At 57.4% G+C, this 22,441-nt stretch carries 18 protein-coding genes; 10 read left to right on the top strand and 8 right to left on the bottom strand.

What is annotated here, in order from left to right; all coding sequences use genetic code 11:
* Nucleotides 1-20 precede the first annotated feature (20 nt).
* The 4 genes from ACR0MV_RS06980 to ACR0MV_RS06965 form a co-directional block, all read right to left on the bottom strand.
* Nucleotides 21-1,265, bottom strand: a complete 1,245-nt coding sequence (locus ACR0MV_RS06980) for a restriction endonuclease subunit S (RefSeq protein ID WP_480701549.1) — start codon at nucleotides 1,263-1,265, stop codon at nucleotides 21-23.
* A complete protein-coding gene (locus tag ACR0MV_RS06975; protein WP_480701548.1) occupies nucleotides 1,258-2,829 on the bottom strand; it encodes a type I restriction-modification system subunit M in 1,572 nt (523 codons plus the stop codon). The genes ACR0MV_RS06980 and ACR0MV_RS06975 overlap by 8 nt, the downstream gene beginning before the upstream one ends.
* Nucleotides 2,830-2,977: 148 nt before the next feature.
* Entirely contained in the window at nucleotides 2,978-4,258 is a 1,281-nt protein-coding gene (locus tag ACR0MV_RS06970; RefSeq protein ID WP_480701547.1) for a tyrosine-type recombinase/integrase, read from the bottom strand.
* Between the two features lie 331 nt (nucleotides 4,259-4,589).
* The gene (locus tag ACR0MV_RS06965) at nucleotides 4,590-4,787 is read right to left on the bottom strand and encodes a hypothetical protein (RefSeq protein ID WP_480701546.1); all 198 of its coding nucleotides are present in this window, start codon (nucleotides 4,785-4,787) and stop codon (nucleotides 4,590-4,592) included.
* A 228-nt stretch (nucleotides 4,788-5,015) separates the two neighbouring features.
* Here ACR0MV_RS06965 and ACR0MV_RS06960 point away from each other — a divergent pair, with 228 nt between their 5' ends.
* The gene (locus ACR0MV_RS06960; protein WP_480701545.1) at nucleotides 5,016-6,260 is read left to right on the top strand and encodes a B12-binding domain-containing radical SAM protein; all 1,245 of its coding nucleotides are present in this window, start codon (nucleotides 5,016-5,018) and stop codon (nucleotides 6,258-6,260) included.
* Nucleotides 6,261-6,329: 69 nt separating this feature from the next.
* On the opposite strand, the gene ACR0MV_RS06955 is transcribed toward ACR0MV_RS06960, so the two are convergent.
* Nucleotides 6,330-8,471 (bottom strand): 3-hydroxyacyl-CoA dehydrogenase NAD-binding domain-containing protein, encoded by a 2,142-nt coding sequence (locus ACR0MV_RS06955; RefSeq protein WP_480701544.1) that lies wholly within the window; start codon nucleotides 8,469-8,471, stop codon nucleotides 6,330-6,332.
* Between the two features lie 15 nt (nucleotides 8,472-8,486).
* Entirely contained in the window at nucleotides 8,487-9,695 is a 1,209-nt protein-coding gene (locus ACR0MV_RS06950) for an acetyl-CoA C-acetyltransferase (RefSeq protein WP_480701543.1), read from the bottom strand.
* Nucleotides 9,696-9,794: 99 nt separating this feature from the next.
* Between ACR0MV_RS06950 and ACR0MV_RS06945 the strand changes: the two genes are divergently transcribed.
* The gene (locus tag ACR0MV_RS06945; protein ID WP_480701542.1) at nucleotides 9,795-10,790 is read left to right on the top strand and encodes an AraC family transcriptional regulator; all 996 of its coding nucleotides are present in this window, start codon (nucleotides 9,795-9,797) and stop codon (nucleotides 10,788-10,790) included.
* A 6-nt stretch (nucleotides 10,791-10,796) separates the two neighbouring features.
* Here the strand turns inward: ACR0MV_RS06945 and ACR0MV_RS06940 are convergent, their stop codons facing one another.
* Both ACR0MV_RS06940 and ACR0MV_RS06935 read right to left on the bottom strand, forming a co-directional pair.
* Entirely contained in the window at nucleotides 10,797-11,954 is a 1,158-nt protein-coding gene (locus ACR0MV_RS06940) for an acyl-CoA dehydrogenase family protein (RefSeq protein ID WP_480701541.1), read from the bottom strand.
* Complete coding sequence (locus tag ACR0MV_RS06935; RefSeq protein WP_170464755.1) at nucleotides 11,951-12,589, bottom strand: TetR/AcrR family transcriptional regulator; 639 nt, start codon at nucleotides 12,587-12,589, stop codon at nucleotides 11,951-11,953. Before ACR0MV_RS06935 ends, ACR0MV_RS06940 begins: the two co-directional genes overlap by 4 nt.
* Nucleotides 12,590-12,706: 117 nt before the next feature.
* Between ACR0MV_RS06935 and ACR0MV_RS06930 the strand changes: the two genes are divergently transcribed.
* The 8 genes from ACR0MV_RS06930 (at nucleotide 12,707) to ACR0MV_RS06895 (ending at nucleotide 22,441) form a co-directional block, all read left to right on the top strand.
* Nucleotides 12,707-14,491 (top strand): acyclic terpene utilization AtuA family protein, encoded by a 1,785-nt coding sequence (locus tag ACR0MV_RS06930; protein ID WP_170464754.1) that lies wholly within the window; start codon nucleotides 12,707-12,709, stop codon nucleotides 14,489-14,491.
* Nucleotides 14,491-16,110 carry an acyl-CoA carboxylase subunit beta gene (locus ACR0MV_RS06925; RefSeq protein WP_480701540.1) on the top strand — a complete coding sequence of 540 codons (1,620 nt, stop codon included), beginning with the start codon at nucleotides 14,491-14,493 and terminating at the stop codon, nucleotides 16,108-16,110. The genes ACR0MV_RS06930 and ACR0MV_RS06925 overlap by 1 nt, the downstream gene beginning before the upstream one ends.
* 2 nt (nucleotides 16,111-16,112) lie before the next feature.
* Nucleotides 16,113-16,907 carry an enoyl-CoA hydratase/isomerase family protein gene (locus tag ACR0MV_RS06920; protein ID WP_170423519.1) on the top strand — a complete coding sequence of 265 codons (795 nt, stop codon included), beginning with the start codon at nucleotides 16,113-16,115 and terminating at the stop codon, nucleotides 16,905-16,907.
* Between the two features lie 3 nt (nucleotides 16,908-16,910).
* Nucleotides 16,911-18,884, top strand: a complete 1,974-nt coding sequence (locus ACR0MV_RS06915; RefSeq protein WP_480701539.1) for an acetyl/propionyl/methylcrotonyl-CoA carboxylase subunit alpha — start codon at nucleotides 16,911-16,913, stop codon at nucleotides 18,882-18,884.
* A gap of 247 nt (nucleotides 18,885-19,131) precedes the next feature.
* Nucleotides 19,132-19,917 (top strand): TIGR03084 family metal-binding protein, encoded by a 786-nt coding sequence (locus tag ACR0MV_RS06910; RefSeq protein ID WP_480701538.1) that lies wholly within the window; start codon nucleotides 19,132-19,134, stop codon nucleotides 19,915-19,917.
* 75 nt (nucleotides 19,918-19,992) lie between these two features.
* Nucleotides 19,993-21,042, top strand: coding sequence for an AI-2E family transporter (locus ACR0MV_RS06905; protein ID WP_480701537.1), 1,050 nt, complete (start codon nucleotides 19,993-19,995; stop codon nucleotides 21,040-21,042).
* Between the two features lie 342 nt (nucleotides 21,043-21,384).
* A complete protein-coding gene (locus tag ACR0MV_RS06900; RefSeq protein ID WP_480701536.1) occupies nucleotides 21,385-22,137 on the top strand; it encodes an urease accessory protein UreD in 753 nt (250 codons plus the stop codon).
* Between the two features lies 1 nt (nucleotide 22,138).
* Nucleotides 22,139-22,441 carry an urease subunit gamma gene (locus ACR0MV_RS06895; protein ID WP_170423509.1) on the top strand — a complete coding sequence of 101 codons (303 nt, stop codon included), beginning with the start codon at nucleotides 22,139-22,141 and terminating at the stop codon, nucleotides 22,439-22,441.

Raw genomic sequence — 22,441 nt, 5'->3', positions numbered from 1 at the left:
GTGACCGGACGGGCAGAACATCAGGCAATGGCCTCCGCCTCACGAAGGCGGACTTCGCCGGACATCAACTTTGGCATGAGAAGGTCACGGGTCGCGGCGAGGGTGTTGTTCTCTGCTTGATTGTGAAGCGCCCGATCAAGCAGCGATGCTGCGATTTCCTCGAATGCGCGAACGGGGCCTTTGTCTGGTGCCACAACAAGTCGAGTGGCGAGCGCCTTTGGTGCTACCCGTTGGTGGCTCTTCGACGTGCCGGTCACCATTCCCGCGAGCAGATTGCGAAAGCCTCTCTCGGAGAACTGCGAATACAGGTACGCTGGCCCAAATGGTTCTCGCGGCGTGTAGACGAGAAATTCGGTCGAGCAAATCTGGCGGTGCTCATCCTTCTTGCGTGGGAGCCATACCCGTTGGATTTCAGGGTTGAGCTTCGACAGTAGAACCGCGCCTTCAGGAATCAACGTCTTGTTGCTCCTGATCGTCTCCCCAAGGTCCATCGCTGGCGATTTGCCGGAATCGAAAGCTGGGATGCTGAAATGCTCGAACAGTTCGTCGGGTGCGTCTTGCGGTTTGACGGACGCCTTTTCTTGTTCCGCTATTTCATCCAGCGACTTCTGCGACCACCCCTCCGGCAAACCGTCGTCCCCGAGCGTGGCGGAGAAAAGGGTGGCGAGGGGGGCGGCTTTTTCGGGGATGGGGATCAGGCCGCCGAGGATGACGACGGGGTCGGTTGCGCCTTCCATCTTACGCCGGGTGGGGCCGAAATCGACGAACCAATCCCGGAAGATCGCCTGCGCCATCGACTCCAACGTCTCGTTCATCCGCCGGTTCAGTTCGATCTTGTCGTCGACGCACCCAAGGAAACCAGCGATGTCATCCTGAGTGTCGCGGTCAGGGACGGAGATGCGAATGGGTGCGATGTAGTTGCGGTTCAGCGATGGCTGGGCGCTACCTGAATTGTGGGAGGCAAGGTCGAGCGTCTGCAAGAAGTAGTAGGCAAAGCGGGGGTTGTTGCCGTGGAAATCAGTCGCAAAAAGGCAGGTATTCAATGGCCAGTAGTCCACATCAACATAGCTGACAACGCCGATGGAAGCTCCGCTTCGGCCAACCGTGACACCTGGTCCTTTTGCACGGGCTACGGAGTGGCTGCCAGTGACGCCAAACGAGCCCATTACCGGTATGTCACCTTTCTCACGGGTCGTCGTAGGCAGGTCATGACCACGTTGAAGGCTGATGAACTCGCCGAGTGTTGTATCGTTCCACTCAGCCATCGGTTTCCACCGATGAAATCGCGCGGTTGATCAGGTCCTCCAACTCGTGGCTGGCTGCGAACTGTTCGGAGAGTGATTGTCTGAGCGCTGCGAAGCGTTCCTCAAAGACTGCGTCGTCGTCTCTGACAGAGGCAGAACCAACATATCGACCGGGTGTCAGTACATTGCCGCCTTCGCTAACCTCTTCGATGGGCACGGATTTGCAGAAGCCGGGGATGTCCTCGTACGCCTCTTCGTGGTCCTTGTTGCGCCAGCGATGGTAGGCTCCGGCAATCTTCGCGATGTCCTCTTCCCGGAACTCGCGCCGGACGCGGTCGACCATGTAGCCAAGGTCGCGCGCATCGATGAACAGGATTTCGCCGCGTCGGTCGCGGTGTCCGTTGGCGCTCTTGTCCTTGGCCAGAATCCACAGGCAGGCCGGGATTTGCGTCGAGTAGAACAACTGCCCCGGCAAGGCGACCATAGCATCGATGGCGTCGGCTTTGATCATCGCTGTACGGATGTCGCCTTCGCCCGATTGCTGCGACGACATAGAGCCGTTGGCGAGCACCACACCCGCCGTGCCGCGCGGGGCAAGGTGATGGTAGATGTGCTGCAACCACGCGAAGTTTGCGTTGCCCACCGGCGGCACGCCGAACTTCCAGCGCCCATCGTCGCGCAGCCGCTCACCGCCCCAGTCGGATATGTTGAACGGCGGGTTGGCGAGGATGAAGTCGGCGCGCAGATCAGGCAGTTCGTCTCGGTGAAAACTGCCCTCGTTGTTCCAGCGGATGTCCGCATCGATCCCCTGAACGGCGAGATTCATCTTAGCCAAACGCCACGTCGTGTGGTTGATTTCCTGCCCATAGACGGAGATTGCATCCCGCCGCCCGCCGTGGTCTTCGATGAACTTCTCAGACTGCACGAACATCCCGCCAGAGCCGCAGCAAGGGTCATAAACGCGGCCCTCGTAGGGTTCGAGCATGTCGACCAACGTGCGGACTACAGAGCGCGGCGTGAAGAATTCTCCACCGCGCTTGCCTTCAGTCGAAGCAAAACCAGACAGGAAGTATTCGTAGACACGCCCCAACAAGTCCTTCGCGCCGCCATCGTGCATGGGGATGTTGGAAAAGAGGTCAATCAGCTCGCCCAGCATGATCTTATTCAGAGTCGGGCGACCGTAGTTCTTCGGAAGAACACCTTTCAGGCTTTCGTTGCTGGGGACGTTTTCGATGGCCTCCATGGCCCGGTCGATTAGTCCGCCTATATCGACCTTCTTGCCGTCCTCAAGCTGGATTTCTGATCGCTTGGCATTTGCCTGCAGGTAGGACCAGCGCGCCTCCTTCGGGACCCAAAACACGTTCTCGGCGAGGTATTCGTCCGGGTCTTCTGGGTCTGCCCCATCCTCCTCACTCAGCCTCGCATGGAGCGCGTCGAAGGCATCCGAGATATACTTCAGGAAGATCAGGCCCAGCGCGACATGCTTGTACTCAGAAGGTTCTAGGTTGCCCCGCAGCTTGTCGGCGGCTTTGAAGAGGTCAGCCGCAAATTCTAAATCACTTTTTCGGTCGCTCGTGCCGGACAAATCACTGTTCTCCCGTTGTTTTTGGTCACTCTAGAACAAGGCGAGAGCGGAAGAAAGGTCTTCTCCTCATACGCGATAAACTGCGGTTCAATCCAACATGCTTGGCGCAATCCTCATTTGCCGAGGCTGAAGCTCGGCGCGAGCTTCTTCACCGGCGACTAGCGTCAGATAGCGCGGCTTGAAACCTAAGCATGGCAAGCATTTCATCGTCGCCGTCCATTTGCGGTTCATCGTCTTCAACGATCCCGCTCCACATCGCTAAATACTTTGCTGCGGTCGAGGGGGACAAATGGGCGTAGGCTCTTTGTGTTGTTTGGGTATTTGAGTGTCCGAGAAGCTTGGAGACCACTTCGAGCGGCATTCCATCGTTGAGATACAACGTGCCCAGTGTTTTGCGCAGTGTATGCGCCCCCAACGGTTTCGGGCGGACTTTTTTCCAAACCAATATTTGATGATTCTTCGTCACCGGAAGTTCGTCGGCTGGCTTGTTCAATGGTTTCCGGGTCTTCCCGATGCCGTAGGCAGACGGTCTTGGAAAAACGTACTTGTCCGACCAGCGGGGCAGGGAACGCAGAAGGTCAATTTGAAGCGGCCCGAGAGGAAACACTTTGTCTTGCCGCGTCTTGTAGCGTTCAGCGGGAATGGTCCAAGTTCCCGCGTCTAGATCAAGGTCTGCCCATTCCATTTCTCGTGCTTCTTCTCCCCGACACGGGAAGATCATCAAAAAGCGGAGCAAGGCGACCCCCACAGGATAGTCATCCTGCGCCACTTTTATTTGGTCGGCCAAGTTTTTCATGTCCTCGCGTGTAAAGACCGCGACACGCACAGTTCGTGCTTTCATTTCCACCGTCTCGACGGGGTTCGCAATCATGTCGCCTCGTTTTCGCGCAATGGTGCATAGCTTCGAAACATATGAGACCCATCGCCGTACTGTGTCCGGCGAGTACGGTTTGGCGCGTGGTTTTCCGGACGGGGTCAACGGATATTCATGCAGTTTCTTGTTGTACCACTCTTGCAGGGTGGCGTTGCTGAGGCGGGACAGCTTCGTTTTGCCTAGGTCTGGCCCGATGTGCTTTACCCACGCGCTGCGCATGTCGTTGGCGTGTCGCTCACCTATCAGCGACGAATAGTGTTCGTCCCAAACCTTAAAGACGTCCGCCAAGGTTTCGACCGTCGAAAAGTTGTCATCTGCGACCAGCTTGCGGGCACGGTCGCGAGCCTCGGCAACGCTTATTGTTCCAACCTTCTCGATTTTTTCCTGTTTGCGCTTTCCGTCTATCTTGGACGTCCAGCGGGCAACGAATGTCTTTGCGGTAGGCGTAAGCCTGACCAATAGTTCCGGTACCTCTGTGTCCGTGACCCACTGTCCGTCTTTCTCGTGGTCAAGTCGGTCGATCACCGCTTTGGTTAGTTTGACCCTGTCCCCCAACTTTTCCTCCAAAATGTGGTTCTGCTACAATCCTGCTACGCGCATATCGCAAAAATCAGGTTTGGTAGCAGAATTCGGTGAAAGCAAGGCAAAGCCCAAGAAAACTTAAAATATGAATAAAAAGTAATGGCTTATATATCGCGGACCTATTCTGGAAAATGTCACAACTTACCCCGAAAAATCCCTTGGATTCAGATTTAGGTTCTGGCGCCGCAAGGCGTGGGGGTTCAAGTCCCTCCACCCGCACCAACTTTCTAATATTGTAAGCTCGACATTCAGCGCCACAGCCGCGCGTTTTTTGTTTTGTGCATCACAGGCGCGACTCCACCTGTCAGGATAACAGGTAGTAAGTGGTCGGAGAGGTAAGAAGGATAGCCAGCGCGATCCCGATCCAAAGCAGCACACATGCCCAATATTTCCCCGGGTTGTCTGCGCGTGTCACACGCTCCCACAAGTATGTGGAGCCAAAAACCAAGTCACGGATAGCCCACAAAAGCAGGCCAAGCCCAACATAAAACCAGATGTCCATACTGTCCTCGAATCTTGAGTCGGCGCACATTAGGTTGTCGAAGATGATAATGCAATTCAAGGCTCAGGCTGACAGGTATCGCTTACGGTTTTTCTTTCCCGCGACCTATTGAAATCGCGCCTGTACATATTTATTGGCTTTTTGGACAGTTAAATTGTTCGCCGAGAGAACCTCGCCGAATGCGCATTTCAATCTGGCCGGATTTCAACCATTGCTCAGGAGCAGACCATGAAACTCTGTTTGATCAAAGCCTCCGCTGAAAGTGATTTCAAGGCCTACAAATCTGTTAGGGGCGGCCCTCCGCAAAGCATATTCTCCGCGGCCGCAGCAACGCCGGATTGGGTTGAGATTGAATTGTTCGACGAAGTTCTGAATAAATGCGACCCGCAGAGAATTACCGCTGATGTTGTTGTCATCTTCTTTTCAACCCCAGACGCAAACCGGGGGTACGACATCGCGCATGCCCTAAAAAGCAGGGGTATTCAGGTTGCAATCGGCGGTCTGCATGCAACCTTCTTGCCAGAAGAAGCCAAAAACTATGCCGACACCGTGATCACCGGTGAATGCGAAAACATCTGGGAAGAGTTTTTGGCCGACGCGAAGAAGGGTGAACTAAAGCCCAGGTATTCTGGCACACCCGCAGATTTGAGCAAACTGAACCCTTACCCCACAAACCTCATAACCGCCAAGGATTATGGCTGGGAATGGTCCGTTTTGGTGAGTAGGGGATGCAAACATAACTGCAGTTTTTGTCTGATACCGGGAATGCTGGGCAAAACGCGATACCGCCCGATCCCGGACATCGTTGCCGAGCTTGAAGCAATGGAGACTGATTGGGTCGAACTGCATGCCGACCACCTGACTGAAGACCGCGACTATGCGCTGGAATTGTTCCGGGCCATTGAACCGCTGGGGATCAGTTGGGTCGGTGAAACAACGATCCGTATCGCCGATGACGAGGAACTGTTGGATGCCGCGGCAAGTTCAGGGTGCAAATACCTTTTGATTGGGATTGAAACCGTGGACAAAGCCGCGCTGAAACGCGCGGGTAAGGGCTTTGTCAAGCCGGAGAATCTGAAAGAGCAGATCGCCCGCATCCATAAACGCGGCATCATTGTCGACAGCGCGGCCATTCTGGGATTTGACGAACACGGACCGGACATCTTCACAAAGACCGCAGACCTGTATCACGACATCGGCGTGGACAGTACGGCAGCCGCGATCGCCATCCCATTCCCCGGATCACGAATGTACAAACAGTTGGAAGCCGAAGGGCGGTTGTTGTCGGATGATTGGGGGGATTATGATGGCTCTCATGCGGTCTTCCAGCCCAAACAGATGACCCCTGAAGAGCTGGAATACGGTGCGGACGCTTTCAATCGTAGGTTCTTCTCAACCGGCCGCTGTCTGTCGTGCACCGTGCGCCAGATTGGCGACTTTGGGCTATCAACGGCGATGCAAATTCAATCCTAAACGCAGGGTGCACTTGTACATGGAAAAGGCGGTAAGAGGGTAGCCCTCTTACCGTTTCCACAACCCTGTTCAGTGGAATTCCAACTGCTTCGCCGCGTGCCACTTCAAGATCTCTGGAGGAGTAAACCGCTCGCCGTAATGTTGGGCCAATTCCTCGCACCGTTCAACAAAGCGGCCCAGGCCATAAGTGTTGACGAACTGGATGTAACCGCCCGTGTGGACAGGCGCGCCAATACCCAGGATTGAACCAACATTCCCGTCGGCGACTGAACGCAAAACGCCTTCTTCCAGACAGCTCAGAGTTTCCAGAACTGCCCGGAACATGATGCGATCCTGAATGTCCTGGTCGGGCAGAACCGCATCTTCTTTGCGCCACGCTGTCAAACCTGGCCAGATCTCCTTGCCTTGGGCGGTATAGTCATAGAACCCCTTGCCGGTCGCACGGCCTTTGCGGTCATGGTCGGTAACAAGTTCGGCAATCATGTTTCGGGCTTCGGGCGTCGCCTCATCCGCCGGGTCCACAAGGCCCATACCGACTTGCGTGGTGTAGATGTCATGGATCAATTTCAACTGGACTTCGTCCAACAGGGACAACATGCCCGTGGGCATCCCCGTCAAGCGGGACAGGTTATCAACACGCACGGGGTCTTGTCCTTCTGCGACGAGTTGCACAGCCTCCAATATCTTGGTTCCAATGGTGCGGGACGTGTAGAACCCGGTTTTGTCGCCCACGATGATCGGTGTCTTTTTGATCTGGCGCGCAAAGTCAAAGGCGCGTGCAAGGGTTTCGTCCGATGTTTTGTCGCCCGCGATGATTTCAAGTAATGGCATCTTGTCGACCGGTGAAAAGAAGTGCAGGCCGACAAAGTTTTCTGGACGCGACGAGCCCTCGGCCAGACGTGTGATCGGCAGAGTCGAAGTGTTTGAGCCCCAAAATCCACCATTGGCCAAAAGATCCTGGTGCTCAGCCAGAACCGCATTCTTGACATCAATACGTTCAAATACCGCTTCGATGATCAGATCACAGCCCTTGATGTCCTCGGCCTTGTCGGTCGGTGTAATCAGAGCCAGAACCGCGTCGCGTTCTTCAGGGGTCATCCGATCTTTGTCGACGCGCTTGTTCAACAGCTTCTCGGTATAGGCCTTGCCACGATCGGCTGCTTCCAGCGTCATGTCCTTCAGAACCACCGGAATCCCCGCCATAGCTGCCGAGTAAGCGATACCCTGACCCATCATTCCTGCGCCCAGAATGCCCAGACGCTCTACTTTCGAGCGTGGAATGTCCTTAGGGCGCGAGGCACCGCCATTCACCTTGTTCATACCGAAGAACAAGGTCTCGATCATATTCTTGGTTGATGGCTTCGGCGCCAGAGAAGCGAAACGGCGGCTTTCGTAACGCTGTGCGGTATCGAAATCGACGCGACCTGCCGCTTCGGTCATGATGTCCAGAATGCGTGCGGGTCCGGGCAGCAATCCCCTAGTCTTTTTGAACAGCATCGCAGCCGCACCTGCAATCCGAGGCGCGTTCTTGGGCGAAGCCGACGGGCCACCGGGGATTTTGTAGCCTTTAGTGTCCCAAGGCTGCGTGACAGCGGAGGGGTCGCCCTGAACCGATAGGATGTACTCTTTTGCGCGATCCAAAAGCTGGTCAGGGGCAACGACCTCGTGCACCAACCCAGCAGTCAACGCCTTTGCGGGTGAGACCTGACGGCCTTCCAAAAGAAACGGCATAGCTGCCTCCAAACCCAGCAACCATGTCAGGCGCACCGTTCCGCCACCGCCGGGCAACAGGCCGAGCGTGACCTCGGGCAGGCCGATCTTGGATTTTGGATTGTCGGCGGCGATGCGATAGTTGCAAGCCAAGCACAGCTCATATCCACCGTCAAGCGCCGCACCGTTGATCGCGGCCACAACCGGAACCGGCAGCTTTTCCATCCGCCGCATGACAGCTTTGGTGCCCTCTACGCTTTCAAAGAGCGCTTCGACGCCATCCGGGGTGACCGACTTAAGCATGTTCAGGTCGCCGCCCGCAAAGAAGGTTTCCTTTGCCGAAGTCCAGATGACTCCTTTCAAGCCATCTTCAGCTTCGATCCGGTCCATCGTGTCGCGGAACAAGGGCAGAAAGGCGCTGTTCATCGCGTTTACAGGGCCATCCATATCCATGGTGAAAGTCACGATGCCGCTGGCGTCTTTGTCGTATGCGAATGCCATGTGTCAGATACCTCCTTACACGCGCTCGATCAGGGTCGAGATGCCCATTCCGCCGCCGATGCACAGCGACAGCATGGCGCGTCTGGCATTGCGCCTCTCCAGTTCGTCCAACATGGTCGACACCAGCATCGCGCCGGTTGCACCCAGAGGGTGACCCATAGCGATAGAGCCACCGTTGACGTTGGTAATCTCGTGGTCGATGCCCAGATCCTTCATGTATCGCATGGCGACTGAGGCGAAAGCCTCGTTGATTTCCCACAGGTCGATGTCATCTACGGTCAATCCGGCCTTATTCAGGCACTTTTTAGCGGCTGGCCCGGGACCCGCCAGCATGATGACCGGATCGGTTGAGATCATTGCGGCCTGCACAATACGCCCGCGTGGTTCAAGCCCCAGATCCTTGCCCGCCTGTTCCGAGCCGATCAGCACCGCCGCCGATCCATCCACGATGCCAGAAGAGTTTCCCGGCGTGTGAACATGGTTGATGCGCGCAACTTCGGGGTATTTCGACAACGCCATCTCGTCAAAACCGTAGCTCCCCATCGCGGCAAAGGACGGATTAAGCGCCCCCAGTTTCTGCATGTCTGTATCAGGCTTAATGAAGTCATCCCGTTCGAGGATGGTAAGTCCGCCTTCGTCCCGGACCGGCACCACAGATTTATCGAACCAACCGCTGTCTCGCGCATGCGCCGCGCGCCGTTGGCTTTCCATCGCAAAGGCATCCACGTCCTCACGGCTGTAGCCGTCGATAGTCGCAATCAGATCCGCGCCAATACCCTGCGGCACCGCACGTTGATCGATGATCATGTCGGGGTCCAAATACATGGCGCCACCGGCCGAGCCCATGGGCACACGGCTCATGGATTCCACGCCTCCGGCAATCATCAGATCTTCCTGTCCGGCCAAGATCTTGGCCGCGGCCGTGTTCACCGCCTCTAATCCAGACGCGCAAAACCGGTCTATTTGAACGCCGGATACAGCTTCATCCCAATGAGCGGCCTGAACCGCACCTTTGGCAATATCGCTGCCCTGATCACCGACAGGCGATACACAACCCAGCACAACGTCACCAACGCGGCTGGTGTCCAGATCGTGGCGGCGCTGCATTTCGCGCAGCAGCCCTGCGGCCAGTTGCACCGGTTTGACTTCGTGAAGTGTTCCGTTGGCCTTCCCCCTCGAACGCGGGGTACGGATGGCATCGTAAATGTAGGCGGCGCTCGCCATTTTGGTCCTCCGGCGTCAGTTTTGCTTGTCAAAGTGGCAGCGCCGGTGATCGGCAACAATGATCTGGAGGTACAAAAAAATAGACATTATCTTACACCCATGACTGTTCTCATTCCGGCCGTTTTTGCCGAAAATCTTCTGCAGGGTGTGACGCGGAGCGGCGGTGATCCGACGGCCATACTAAAGCGTGCCGGGCTGAGCGGCATCACCCAGCCGATGACGCATCCCAGTTTTGTAAAGCTGGTCAGGACGGTAACTCTGACACTGGATGACGAACTGGGCGGATTGCAGGACCGACCACAACGTATCGGCAGCACGGCAATTCTTGCGGCACATGCCAGCCACGCTGAAACTTTGGGCGAAGCCTATCGGCGGACCGTGCAATTCATGGATGTTCTGGACAACTCCTTCCGCTACCGATTTCGAGAAGAAGGCGAGAGCGCCATTTTCGAGATGGAGCGCATCTCCGGCCGGGTGGTCCTGAACGAGTTGGCCGTTGAAATGATCATGGTGCTGGTCAATCGCATGCTCGCCTGGCTTGCGGGAAACAAAGGGGCCGTCAACCGAGCGTGGTTTGACTACGCAAGCCCCATCCACGCGCCAATCTACCGCGCAATGTTCCTGCAAGCGCCTGTGCGATTTGAGCAATCGACCAGTGGGCTGGCAATTCCGCGCGCCCTGATGAAATTGCCTTTGGTGCGGACCGAAGAGCAGGCCATGGCTTATGCTCGGCGGACGCCATTGGACGCGTTTTTGCCGATGGATGGGACGACTGGCCTTGCGCTTGAAGCCGCGCTGGCTATCGACACGGTCCTGACACGGGACGGGCGGCTAGCCGATATGGAGGAGATTGGTCACCGCCTAAACATGCCCAGCCATCGGCTGCGACGCACCCTCAAGCGTGAAGGCGTAGATTACTCAGACCTGCGGAAACAAGTCAGACGTGATCTAGCCGTGCGACTGCTGACAACAACGGATTTACCCATTGAGGTCGTCGCCGCAAGATGCGGGTTCAGCGAGGCCAGTGCGTTTATTCGGGCCTTTCGCGGCTGGACGGGCCTCACCCCGCGTACGTATCGGGTTTCGGACCTGTGAACTGACCTATTGGCCCAGCAATCCCATCTGACGCACGGCCAAATCGCGCATGATCTCTTCTGAACCGCCGCCAATGGCCATGATCTTGATCTCACGCCAAACACGCTCAACCGGATTGCCCCGCATATAAGCGGCACCTCCAAAAACCTGCATCGCCTCAGAGGCGACAAATTCCAGCGACTTGGTGGCCTGTACCTTGGCCTTTGCCAATTCTGCCACGGGCATCAGACCCTGTTCTATGGCCCAGCAAATACGCTCAATATAGGCCTCGTTCATATCAATCCGGGCCGACATCTCGGCGAATTTGTGATTGATAACCTGATGTTCGATCAGTCGCTTGCCAAAGGTTTCCCGCTCACGCGCCCATTCCAGCGCGCTGTCGTAACACAGCTTCATCATACCAAGCGAAGCAGAGGTCAGCCCAAGGCGTTCAAAGTTGAAGTTGTTCATGATCGCGATGAAGCCCTTGTTTTCGGGGCCAAGCAAAGCGCTGCTGCCCACTTCGCAATCGTCGAGGTGCAGAGTGGCCTGCTGTGAACTGTGCCAACCCATCTTGCGCCCCAGCGGTGTCCGACTGAAACCCGGCGCGTCATAAGGCACCAGGAACAGAGAGATGCCAGCCAGGCCGGGCCCTCCGGTTCGGGCACCGATGACGAACCACTCAGCGTCCATTCCACCGGTGATATAGGTTTTCTCACCGTTCAGAATCCATTTTCCATCCTTGAACTCGGCCCGTGTCTGGATGTTGGCAACGTCGGAACCCGCGCCGGGTTCGGTGATGCCCAATGATGACATCATCCGGCCTGCGATGATTTCGGGAAGCACTGTCTTTTTGAACTCTTGCGAAGCGAATTTGGCGATCGGACTGATCGAAATCGTCCGTCCGCCAAGTGCCGCGCCAATGCCGGACGCGCCGCAGCCGAATAAGATCTCACTGTAGTCGTGGCGCATGAAGGCATTGTCAAACCCCAATCCCCCATATTCCTCGGGGATGCCAAATCCGAAAACGCCGAACTCTGCGACCTTCGCGTGCAATTCCCACGGGATACCACAGTCCGCTTCCCACTGCTCGATATTGGGTTTGATTTCAGCGTCCACAAACCGGCTGAAGTTTCGCCGAAAGGCATCGCGTTCTGGCGTCATGAACGGGGAAGGCAGGGTCATTCGGCGTCCTCGATCTGTATTTGTGTTTCAGGCAGCACCTGCAGTTGGCTTTCCATCATGCGGGCAAAGCGATCCATCATCTGCGTCAGGTATTCGGGCGACGAGACGAATTTTTCGTGCAGCAGAAGTCCCCGCAAAAAGTTCCGCGCTATGCTCCACAGAAGGTCCGTGTCTTCGCGGCTTCCGGTAACGCTGACGTACTGGCCCGAGATCAGATCCAAGTTCGACCTGTCCCAGTCGCGCAGGCTTTGTTCCAACAGTCCAAACAAGGCGGTATCCGTCCGGCAGGCGACCAGGATCTCGACAATGGCACGCCCGCCAGAGGAGTTCACGATGTTGGCCCAGGACGACATGATCAGTTCATAAACGGGGGGCGGGGGTCGGCCCCGATTCCAGATCGGGGTTTGCGCATTGTCCAAAAGGCGCATCGCAGTCGCCGCAACCAAGGCCTGCTTGGTGGGGAAATGATGCGTAATTGCCCCGCGCGATATACCTGCCTTGGCCTGTACTTTTGCAAAGGTCGTCTCGGCGTAACCAAGCTGATCCAGACAGGCGACGGTCGCGTTACAGATCTTAGCCCGCATGTCGCGCGACCGGCGGTCCTGAACCGAGGGTTTCTTTGATGCTATGTTCATCATGTTCCGTGGCGTCGTGGCGGCAGTTCACTGTTGACCGATGCGATCGACAAATCATAAAAACAGAACAGTCGGTCTGTAAAGCGTGGATCGCGATCCAAATGGGAGAGACGTAGCGTGACGAAACCTCTGCGGATCGGAGGAGCAAGCGGGTTCTGGGGGGATGCCCCTCATGCCACACAGCAATTGCTGCGCACGCCGGGCTTGGATTTCTTGGTCTACGACTACCTGGCTGAAATTACGATGTCTATCATGGCGCGCGCGCGCCTGAAGGATCCGCAAAAGGGGTATGCGGCGGACTTCGTTTCTGACGTCATGGCCCAAAACCTGACCCGGATCGCCGAGGCTGGGGTGAAGGTCTTGTCAAATGCAGGTGGCGTCAATCCAAGCGCCTGCGCCGAGGCCTTGCGCGTGATGTCCGCTGAACTTGGACTGGATTTGAAGATTGCCGTCGTCGAAGGCGATGACCTGATGCCGCGTGTGGCCGAGTTTGCTGACCGAACCGAGATGTTTTCGGGCGCGCCAATGCCCAGTGAAGACAAAATCGCATCGATAAACGCATACATCGGCGCGGGCCCGATAGTAGCTGCGCTACAGGCCGGGGCGGACATTGTCATCACGGGCCGCTGCGTGGACAGCGCGCTGACGTTGGCGGCGTGCATGTATCACTTTGGCTGGCAGCATGACCAATATGATCTGCTCGCCGCAGGGTCTCTGGCTGGCCATCTACTGGAATGCGGCCCGCAATCGACAGGCGGTAATTTCACCGATTGGGAGATGGCGGGCGATATCGCCCTGATCGGATACCCCGTGGCCGAGATCAGCGCGGATGGCGCGGCTGTTCTAACCAAGCCCGAAGGCACAACAGGCTGTGTGACACCTGCTTCGGTCTGCGAGCAGATGCTTTATGAGATCGGCGATCCGCAGTCGTATACACTGCCAGATGTGATTTGTGATTTTTCGAACGTTCAACTCGAGCAAACCGATCCTGACCGGGTACGCGTCACGGGCGCGAAAGGGCGCGCGCCCACCGGGCAGCTCAAAGTGTCTGTGACCTGGGCTGATGGATACCGCGCGGGTCTGACCCTTCTGATCAATGGGCGCGACGCCCGGCAAAAGGCAAAGGTCTTTGCGCAAGCTGGTCTGGACCGCGCTCGCGCTGTTCTGCAGCAGATGGGCGCGCCGGATTACCGCGATGTCTCGTTCGAAGCGTTCGGTGGACGGCCCGGCGACGGGGACTATGAAGAGATTTCGTTCAAGGCGGCTGTGAAGCACGATGATCCCCGCGCCGTGGGCCTGTTCCTGCGAGAGTTGACCGGAGCCGCGCTGGCCACGCCGCCGGGGATGCACATCTTTACCGGAGGCGGGCGCCCCAAGCCATCACCGGTGGTGGCACTGTTCTCATTTTTGGTTCCAGAAACCATACTGACTTACCGGGTGGCCGTCGATGGAAAGGACATTCCCTACAACTCTCCACCAGTCGCCCCGCAAAACCCCGCGCCTGTCCGGGCCAATATCCCAAAACCTGCCGAGCAGAGTGTGTTGGACTGGGAAGAACGCCCGCTGGAAGACCTGGCTTGGGCAAGATCCGGGGATAAAGGTGACAAAGCGAATATCGGTGTTATCGCGCGTAGCCCAGCCTACCTACCCTATATCTGGTCCGCATTGACCGAGGACACGTTGTCAGCTGTTTTTGCCGATTTTCTGTCGGGTTCCGTCGAACGGTACTACCTGCCCGGTACGCACGCGATGAACATCGTCCTGAACGAAGTTCTAGGCGGGGGCGGCGTCGCTTCGCTGCGCAATGACGCGCAGGGTAAAAGCTTTGCCCAAATCCTGCTTGCCACACCAGTCAAGGTCCCGGCGGGACTGATCGCAAATTCCGAGCAAGGAGATTTCTGATGGGTTTTGTCAGCCAGGTTGTCCGCGACTCTGAGGCCTTTGCAAAGAACCGGGCTGATATGCTGGCGCTCGTCGATGAGATGCGCGCGCTAGAGGCACGGCCCGTTGCGCTGTCAGAAAAACGACGCGAACGGATGGAGGCGCGCGGTCAGATCACGCCTCGTGACCGTTTGGCGCATCTGCTGGACCCAGGCATGCCGTTCTTGCAACTGCATGGTCTGGCAGGTTTTTGCGTCGATACGGATGATCCGGCAAAGTCGGTGCCGGGTGCCTCGCTGATCATTGGGATCGGTTATATTTCGGGCGTGCGCTGCATGATCATCGTTGATGACGCGGGGATCAAGGCGGGTGCCATGGTTGAAATGTCCGGCGTCGCTTTCCTGAGTGCCCAAGACATGGCGCTGAAACAAAACCTGCCCTTTGTGCACCTGGTGGAAAGCGCCGGGGCGAATCTTATGGAATACAAGGTCGAGTTCTGGGCCAATGGCGGCAAGCTGTTTCGCAATCTGGCCCGCCATTCGGCCGCTGGCTTGCCCAACATCGCGGTGTTGCACGGACCGTCGACCGCTGGTGGTGCTTATATGCCCGGCCTTGCCGACTATGTGGTCGGGGTCAAACAAAACGGCATGGCCGCGCTGGCCGGGGCGGCACTGGTCTACGCGGCGACAGGCGAAAAGGCCGATGATCGCGATCTGGGTGGATCAGAGATGCACGCGACGACCTCGGGTCTTGTGGACTATCTGGCCGAGGACGACGCCCATGGCATCGAAATGGCGCGAAGTGTGATGGCGCGATTGGACTGGAACAAATCTCTGCAGCAGCGCCGTAGTCATGAGATACAGCCACCAAGGTACGACGTGGATGAAATCGCGGGCATTGTACCGATTGATTACCGCATTCCCTATGACGTGCGCGAGGTTGTCGCGCGTATCGTGGACGGTTCGGACTTCGATGATTTCAAACCGGATTACGGCGCGGCGACTGTCTGCCTGCAGGCCGCAATCAACGGGATTGCTGTGGGCATTATTGGCAACAATGGACCCTTGGACCCGGCAGGGGCCAACAAGGCTTCGCAATTCATTCAGCTTTGCGGGCAAGCCGACCTTCCATTGATCTTCCTCAACAATATCACGGGCTTCATGGTCGGCACTCAGTATGAGCAGGGTGGCATGATCAAACATGGTGCCAAGATGATCCAGGCTGTGACCTCGGTCGATGTACCCAAAATCACGCTCTATATCGGGGCCAGTTTCGGGGCCGGAAACTATGGCATGTGCGGTTATGCCTATGATCCTGATTTCCTGTTCGCATGGCCCAACGCCGCAACCGGTGTGATGGGTGGCGAACAGGCGGCTGGAACGATGGAGATGGTGGCGCGCGCAGGATTCAAACGCAAAGGGATCGAACCGGACGAAAAGACGCTGGCCGCGCAGAAAGCCGGGATCACGGCACATTTCACCCGGCAAGAAAACGCGTTTTACACCTCGGGCCGGTGCATTGATCACGGAGTCATCGACCCACGCGACACCCGCCGCGTGTTGGGCTTTTGCCTTGAAACTTGCCTTGAGGCGCGCGCGCGTAAGGTCAAACCCTCCTCTTACGGCGTTCACAGGTTCTGATCATGCTGCCAACTTCGCCGTATCTGGACCTTGAGCTTACCCGTCGATGGCTGACCGTATGGTTCAACGACCCGGAACAACGCAACCCGCTGACCCAAGAACGTGTGCACGCCTTGCTTGAACTGTGCGCCGCGCTTCAAAACGCGCCGGTCCAGGGCGTCACATTCCGTGGACGTGGTGGATGGTTTTGCGCCGGTGGCGATTTGAAAGCCTTCAGATCCAGCGTGCAAGGCGGTGCGTCGCGGCAGGATTTCATCCGACTAAGCCTGCAGGCCGCTGACCTCTTTGCGGCGATGGCAGCGCTGCCGCAATTCACTGTCATGGCTGTGGAAGGCGCGGCCATGGCCAGTGGCTTCGGGATGGCCTGCACGGGCGATATGGTAATCGCCAGTGAAGGTGCCCGCTTTGGTCTGTCGGAAACCCGCATCGGTCTGACGCCGGCGCAAATCGCCCCGTCTGTGGTGGCCAGGATCGGATTGCCCGCCGCCCGGCGCTTGATGCTGAGCGGGGCGATGATCGACGCGAAGGATGCTTTGGGATTGGGTCTTGTGGATCAGATCACTGCCACCGGAGACATGGACTGTGCCCTGGCGGACATCCAGAACAGTGTTTTGGCCGCTGCGCCACAAGCCATGTCAGCGATCAAACGACAATTGATCCAGATGCCCTACCAAAACCGTGAGGAACAACGGCAAGAGGCGGCGGAAAGCTTTGCCGATCGCTTGTTGTCCGACGAAGCGCGTGAGGGGGTATCGGCCTTTTTTCAAAAACGAAAACCCAGTTGGGCAGGGGGATGACCAATGGAATTTGACACAGTTTTGATTGCCAACCGTGGTGAAATTGCTGGGCGTATCCTGCGGACAGCCCGGTCCATGGGTCTGCGCACCATAGCGGTTTACACGACCGCTGACGCCCTGGCACCGCACGTGGCGTTGGCGGACGAAACCGTCTGGATCGGCGAGGGGCCTGCTGGCGAAAGCTATTTGAATGGTGACCGGATCATCTCCGCAGCTCTGGAAGCCGGGGCAGGGGCAATCCATCCCGGCTATGGCTTTCTGTCTGAAAACGCCGAGTTCGTCGCAGCCGTTGAGGCCGCCGGTCTGACCTTTATAGGTCCCGACCCAGAATCCATCCGGTTGATGGGCGACAAAGCCGACGCAAAACGCCTGATGATCGCCGCAAACGTGCCCTGCGTGCCTGGGTATGAGGGCGCGGATCAATCCGACTCAGTCCTTGTCGCAGAGGCAGGCAAAATAGGGTTTCCCATTATGGTCAAGGCTGCCGCAGGTGGCGGCGGGCGTGGGATGCGTCTGGTTCCGGATGCGTTGGCTCTGCCTCAGGCGATTGCCCTGGCGCGATCCGAGGCTGAAAATGCCTTCGGTTCGAGCGCTTTGATACTGGAAAAAGCCATCTCTAACGCACGCCATGTCGAACTGCAGGTTTTTGCGGATAGGCACGGCAACATCATTCACTTGGGCGAAAGGGATTGCTCGGTCCAACGCCGCCACCAAAAGGTGGTGGAAGAAGCCCCCTGCCCGACGCTGTCACCAGAAATGCGCGCAAGAATGGGCGAGGTGGCGATTGAGGCGGCGCGCGCCGTCAACTATCGCGGGGCCGGTACCGTCGAGTTCCTGCTGGAGCCATCCGGCGCCTTCTATTTCCTGGAAATGAACACCCGCCTTCAGGTTGAACACCCGGTGACCGAAATGATCACGGGCCTAGACCTTGTGGCGCTGCAGATCGCTGTGGCACAGGGCAATGCCCTGCCCATCTCACAAGACGACGTATTGCTTGATGGTCATGCCATTGAAGTCCGCCTTTATGCCGAGGATCCCTGCAACGGGTATCTTCCGGCAACCGGCCCTGTCGATTTGTGGCAACCTGCCACCGGCCCGGGCGTACGCGTGGATGCGGGGATTCAGGCGGGGCAGGAGGTCTCACCTTTCTACGACCCAATGCTCGCAAAGATCATCGCGCATGGGCCGGATCGTGAAACGGCCCGAAACAGGCTGATCAAAGCTGTACAGGAAACGGTGCTTCTGGGGACGGTCACGAATTCGGAGTTTTTGGCTGACGTGCTTGCACATCAGACTTTCGCGGCAGGGGAGGCAACGACTGACTTTCTGGATCAGACCTACCCCGACGGCTTTCCTTCCGTGCCGGCCCAGGACCGCGATGTCGCTTTGGCGCTCTCGTTGCTGTTGGAGGCCGACAAGGAGCACGCCAAGGCAATGGCCGGATATGTTTCGCCGGATCAACTCGGCTGGTCCAGCGCCGCTCTGCCGCCGATAACCGCTACTTTGCTCTGCGGAGAGGTTCAGGCGAAGGCACGCGCCAACGCACGCCCCGGCGGCTGGACTGTCTGGATTGAGGACCACAAGTTCGAGATCAGTCTTCCAAAATGCCACAACGGGAAAATTCGCGCGCAGATCAACGACCAGACCGTCGAGGTCGTTGCACGGGCCAGCGATGACACAGTCCAACTCGCCATAGGCGCGCGGCGTTTGGCCTTCAGTCGCCTCCGCCCCGGTCGGCGTGGGGAAACAGAGCAAGCGGGAGGACGCGTGATCGCCCCCATGCCAGGCCTGCTGATCGAAGTGGCCGCAAAGCCCGGCCAGGCGGTGACCAAAGGCGAACGTCTTGCCGTGCTTGAGGCCATGAAGATGCAGCACCAGATCATGGCCGCTGTGGACGGGGTCGTCAGCGCCGTTCATGTGTCTGCAGGCCAGCAACTGACCATGGGCGCCATAATGATCGAGATCGATGAGAGCTAGATGAACTCGGATCAGTGCCGAAGGTTTGGTATCGAGTTCCCACTCATTGCGCCCGGCCACTGCCGAGACGTCTCAGCGGCTGTATCGCGGGCGGGCGGCATAGAGGTCAAGCAACTGACCCCGTACTGGATCGGGCAGGGGGCGGCTGATGGACGAGGCAACCTCGGTGGCGGTGGTGGTACGGGACTTTAAAGAAATCTATCTGGCCGCAATCGAACGGCCGAACGCAACGTTGGAGGAATAAGCGGTGCAACAGGCAAAGGACTTTCTGGACGAGAGCGAGGCGCTGTATGCCATCTTGGCCAACGTAACGGGCGACCAATGGGAAACGGCCACGCAGTTTAAAGGGTGGACATTGAACGACGTCCTTGTGCACCTGCATTACTGGAACCAGATGGCTGACCTGTCTCTGCAAGACCCCGAGGCTTTCACGGCGCGCATCGGTGCCTTGTTCACCAAAGCCAAGGCCGAGGGGCTGCGCAAAGCGGAAAACGAGGCAATTACTCTGCGCAGAGATGAGCTGCGCGATGAATGGCGGGTGCTCTACACTGAAATTGGATCACGCTGGGCCGATCTGGATCCCAAGCATAGGGTAAAATGGGCCGGGCCGGATATGTCTGTACGCTCGTCAATCACCGCTCGCCAGATGGAGACATGGGCACACGGGCAAGAGGTGTTCGACATTCTAGGCGTTGAACGGGTCGAACGGGACCGGATCAAAAATGTCGTCATCCTGGGCGTCAACACTTTTGGTTGGGCCTATCAGGTCAATGGAAAGCCGGTCCCAGAGGCAATGCCCCATTTGGAACTAACTGCACCGTCCGGGGTCGTGTGGGAGTTTGGCGAGCCGGGTAACAATCGTATCTCGGGATCAGCAGTAGAATTTGCGCAGGTTTCTGCGCAAACGCGAAACATCGCGGATACCTCGCTTCGGGTCGAAGGGCCGATCGCGACCGAATGGATGTCGATCGCGCAGTGTTTTGCTGGTGGGCGGGAAACACCCCCTGAACCCGGCAGCCGCCACATAGCGTAGGTTGCCACAAAGATAGGATTGCTGGTTGAATGTAAGGGGCGGACCCGGCACAAAAAAGCAAAACAAGGCGATAACATGCTTCAGTTCAACGTAACAAAACTGGCGGCTGGCCTGATCGTGGCGGTCATTTTTGGCTGGATATTGATTATCGGGAAAAGCCTGTTGTTGCCGGTGCTGTTGGGCATCATCGGTATCTACATTCTGGATTCGACGGCCTCAACAATTGGAAGAGTCCCGGGTCTGCGGAAGATTCCGCGCCGCGGTCGACGCTTGCTGGCCCTGCTCGCGATTTTCCTTCTGTTTGTGCTGATGGGCGTTTATCTCGAAGCAAACGCGCAGGCTGTCGCGCAGAATATCCCACGTTACAAGACCAACCTGAACGCGCTGATCGAATCCGCCATGTCAATTCTGGGGGTCAAAAAACTGCCGGATTGGTCCACGATAGAACAGACGCTGTCAGGAAAGTTTGACTTCCTGGGATTTTTGCAAGGAACGCTGTCGACGGTTCAGGGTTTCGGAACAGTCATGATGATGACAATCCTGTACATCATCTTCATTCTGACCGACCTGGACGATATGCCGGAAAAGGTTCGGAAGGCATTTGGTGATGCCGAAACGGCAGACCGGTCCCTCAAGATCGTCGCACAGATCAACCAGAAAATCGGCAGCTACCTCAGCGCCAAGACGCTGATCAATGTCATCCTTGCGCTGATCTCATTCGTGATCATGCTGCTATTGGGGATCGAGTTTGCCTTGTTCTGGGCCATCTTGATCGGGTTGTTGAACTACATCCCGTACCTGGGCTCTATCCTTGGGGTTCTGTTCCCGGTGATGCTCAGCCTCGTTCAATTTGGGGGCCTGTGGCATGCTGGCGTTGCTTTTGTGGCGCTGATGGCCGCTCAGCTATTTGTGGGGAACATCCTCGAGCCCCGTTTGGTCGGAAACTCAGTGAACCTGAGCGGCTTCATGGTGCTGTTCTCACTGACAATCTGGACAGCCATGTGGGGGTTGGCCGGTACCATTCTGGCGATCCCTTTGACCGCTGTAGTGATGATCATCCTGTCGCAAATCCAATCAACGCGCCCGCTGGCCATTTTGATGTCCGAAAGTGGCGAACTGGATTGATCGGGTCATCTAGCTTGACCGAAATGCTAAAAAGTGAATAGCTGCCTTGCTCAGGCTCAATTTTGTGCGAAATGAGCGGTTTTCAGGCAAGCGCGGCACCGTTGCGTGAGTTTTTCGCCTATTTTTTCACCATTGCACTGCGGGGTGCCGTAAATTTAGTCGGTGAGCAGGGAAATCTGGCCGGTTGCCCGGCGCACCATAGTGTCCGCTGCCACGAAAGGGAAAACATAGCAGCAAACCACGTCCTACAGGTGCGCCATCACTCAGTTCGCAACCATATTGCCTGCCACAACTTCAGCGCCGCCACGGGCGACAGGGGCGGTCAGTCTTGGTGCCAAGGCATTGGGTTCCCGGACAGTTTTGGACACCCTGCGGCAATCCGGGTCTTTCAAGTGCCTGTTCCCGCGACCAAGCTCGGCGGGCCTTGACGCCGTACTGCTGAACACCGCCGGCGGCGTGACAGGTGGAGACAGTTTCCGTTTCACAGGCAAGGCTGCATCGGGCACCACGCTGACACTGACGACGCAAGCTTGCGAACGTGCCTACAAAGCCCAACCCGAAGAGTTCGGGCAGATCGTCAATCATCTGACCGTTGAACCCAATGCGCGGCTGAACTGGTTGCCGCAAGAGACCATCCTGTTCAACGGCAGTGCGCTGGATCGTCGTTTGAAGATCGAATTGGCACCAGAGGCACAAATGCTGATGGTTGAACCCCTGATCTTCGGGCGTGCTGCGATGGGTGAGACGTTGACCGATATTCGCCTGCGCGACCGTATTGAGATCCACCGGCAGGGCAGGCCGGTTTTTCTGGATGCGATGCGATTTTCAGGCGATTTCCACAATCATCTCGCGCGCCCGCACATAGCCAACGGGGCAGGCGCGATGGCGCTGGTTGTCTTCGCCTCGGCGTCAGCTGGGGCACATCTGGACGCCATTCGCCAAGGTCTTCCGGAAACAGCCGGGGCCAGCCTGATCCACGACGACCTTATGGTAATCCGCATTCTGGCGGATAATGGCTTTGCCCTGCGCCGCAATTTGTTGCCGGTTCTGCGCCGGTTGAACACAGACACGCTCCCCCGATGCTGGATGCTATGACATGAACCTTACCCCCCGTGAAAAAGACAAGCTTCTCATCGCAATGGCCGCCGAGATTGCCCGCAAGAGGCTGGCGCGCGGCGTCAAGCTAAACCACCCCGAAGCGATCGCTTTGATCACGGATGCCGTGGTCGAAGGCGCGCGAGACGGACGCTCGGTCGCAGACATGATGCAGGCCGGGGCCGAAGTGATCACCCGCGACCAATGCATGCAAGGCGTGCCCGAGATGATCCACGAGGTTCAGGTCGAGGCCACTTTTCCCGACGGAACCAAGCTTGTGACCGTCCACAACCCAATTCGCTGA

The organism is Ruegeria sp. BC3 (assembly GCF_056539265.1).
Note: the sequence above shows the minus strand (reverse complement) of the source record. Positions and strands in the feature narration are given on the sequence as shown.

Excerpts from the sequence above, each read along its gene's own strand:
- ACR0MV_RS06920 (WP_170423519.1), top strand. The coding sequence starts at position 16,113 with ATGCTGCCAACTTCGCCGTATCTGGACCTTGAGCTTACCCGTCGATGG.
- ACR0MV_RS06950 (WP_480701543.1), bottom strand. The coding sequence starts at position 9,695 with ATGGCGAGCGCCGCCTACATTTACGATGCCATCCGTACCCCGCGTTCG.
- ACR0MV_RS06925 (WP_480701540.1), top strand. The coding sequence starts at position 14,491 with ATGGGTTTTGTCAGCCAGGTTGTCCGCGACTCTGAGGCCTTTGCAAAG.
- ACR0MV_RS06965 (WP_480701546.1), bottom strand. The coding sequence starts at position 4,787 with ATGGACATCTGGTTTTATGTTGGGCTTGGCCTGCTTTTGTGGGCTATC.
- ACR0MV_RS06935 (WP_170464755.1), bottom strand. The coding sequence starts at position 12,589 with ATGAACATAGCATCAAAGAAACCCTCGGTTCAGGACCGCCGGTCGCGC.
- ACR0MV_RS06960 (WP_480701545.1), top strand. The coding sequence starts at position 5,016 with ATGAAACTCTGTTTGATCAAAGCCTCCGCTGAAAGTGATTTCAAGGCC.
- ACR0MV_RS06895 (WP_170423509.1), top strand. The coding sequence starts at position 22,139 with ATGAACCTTACCCCCCGTGAAAAAGACAAGCTTCTCATCGCAATGGCC.
- ACR0MV_RS06905 (WP_480701537.1), top strand. The coding sequence starts at position 19,993 with ATGCTTCAGTTCAACGTAACAAAACTGGCGGCTGGCCTGATCGTGGCG.
- ACR0MV_RS06915 (WP_480701539.1), top strand. The coding sequence starts at position 16,911 with ATGGAATTTGACACAGTTTTGATTGCCAACCGTGGTGAAATTGCTGGG.
- ACR0MV_RS06980 (WP_480701549.1), bottom strand. The coding sequence starts at position 1,265 with ATGGCTGAGTGGAACGATACAACACTCGGCGAGTTCATCAGCCTTCAA.
- ACR0MV_RS06955 (WP_480701544.1), bottom strand. The coding sequence starts at position 8,471 with ATGGCATTCGCATACGACAAAGACGCCAGCGGCATCGTGACTTTCACC.
- ACR0MV_RS06945 (WP_480701542.1), top strand. The coding sequence starts at position 9,795 with ATGACTGTTCTCATTCCGGCCGTTTTTGCCGAAAATCTTCTGCAGGGT.
- ACR0MV_RS06940 (WP_480701541.1), bottom strand. The coding sequence starts at position 11,954 with ATGACCCTGCCTTCCCCGTTCATGACGCCAGAACGCGATGCCTTTCGG.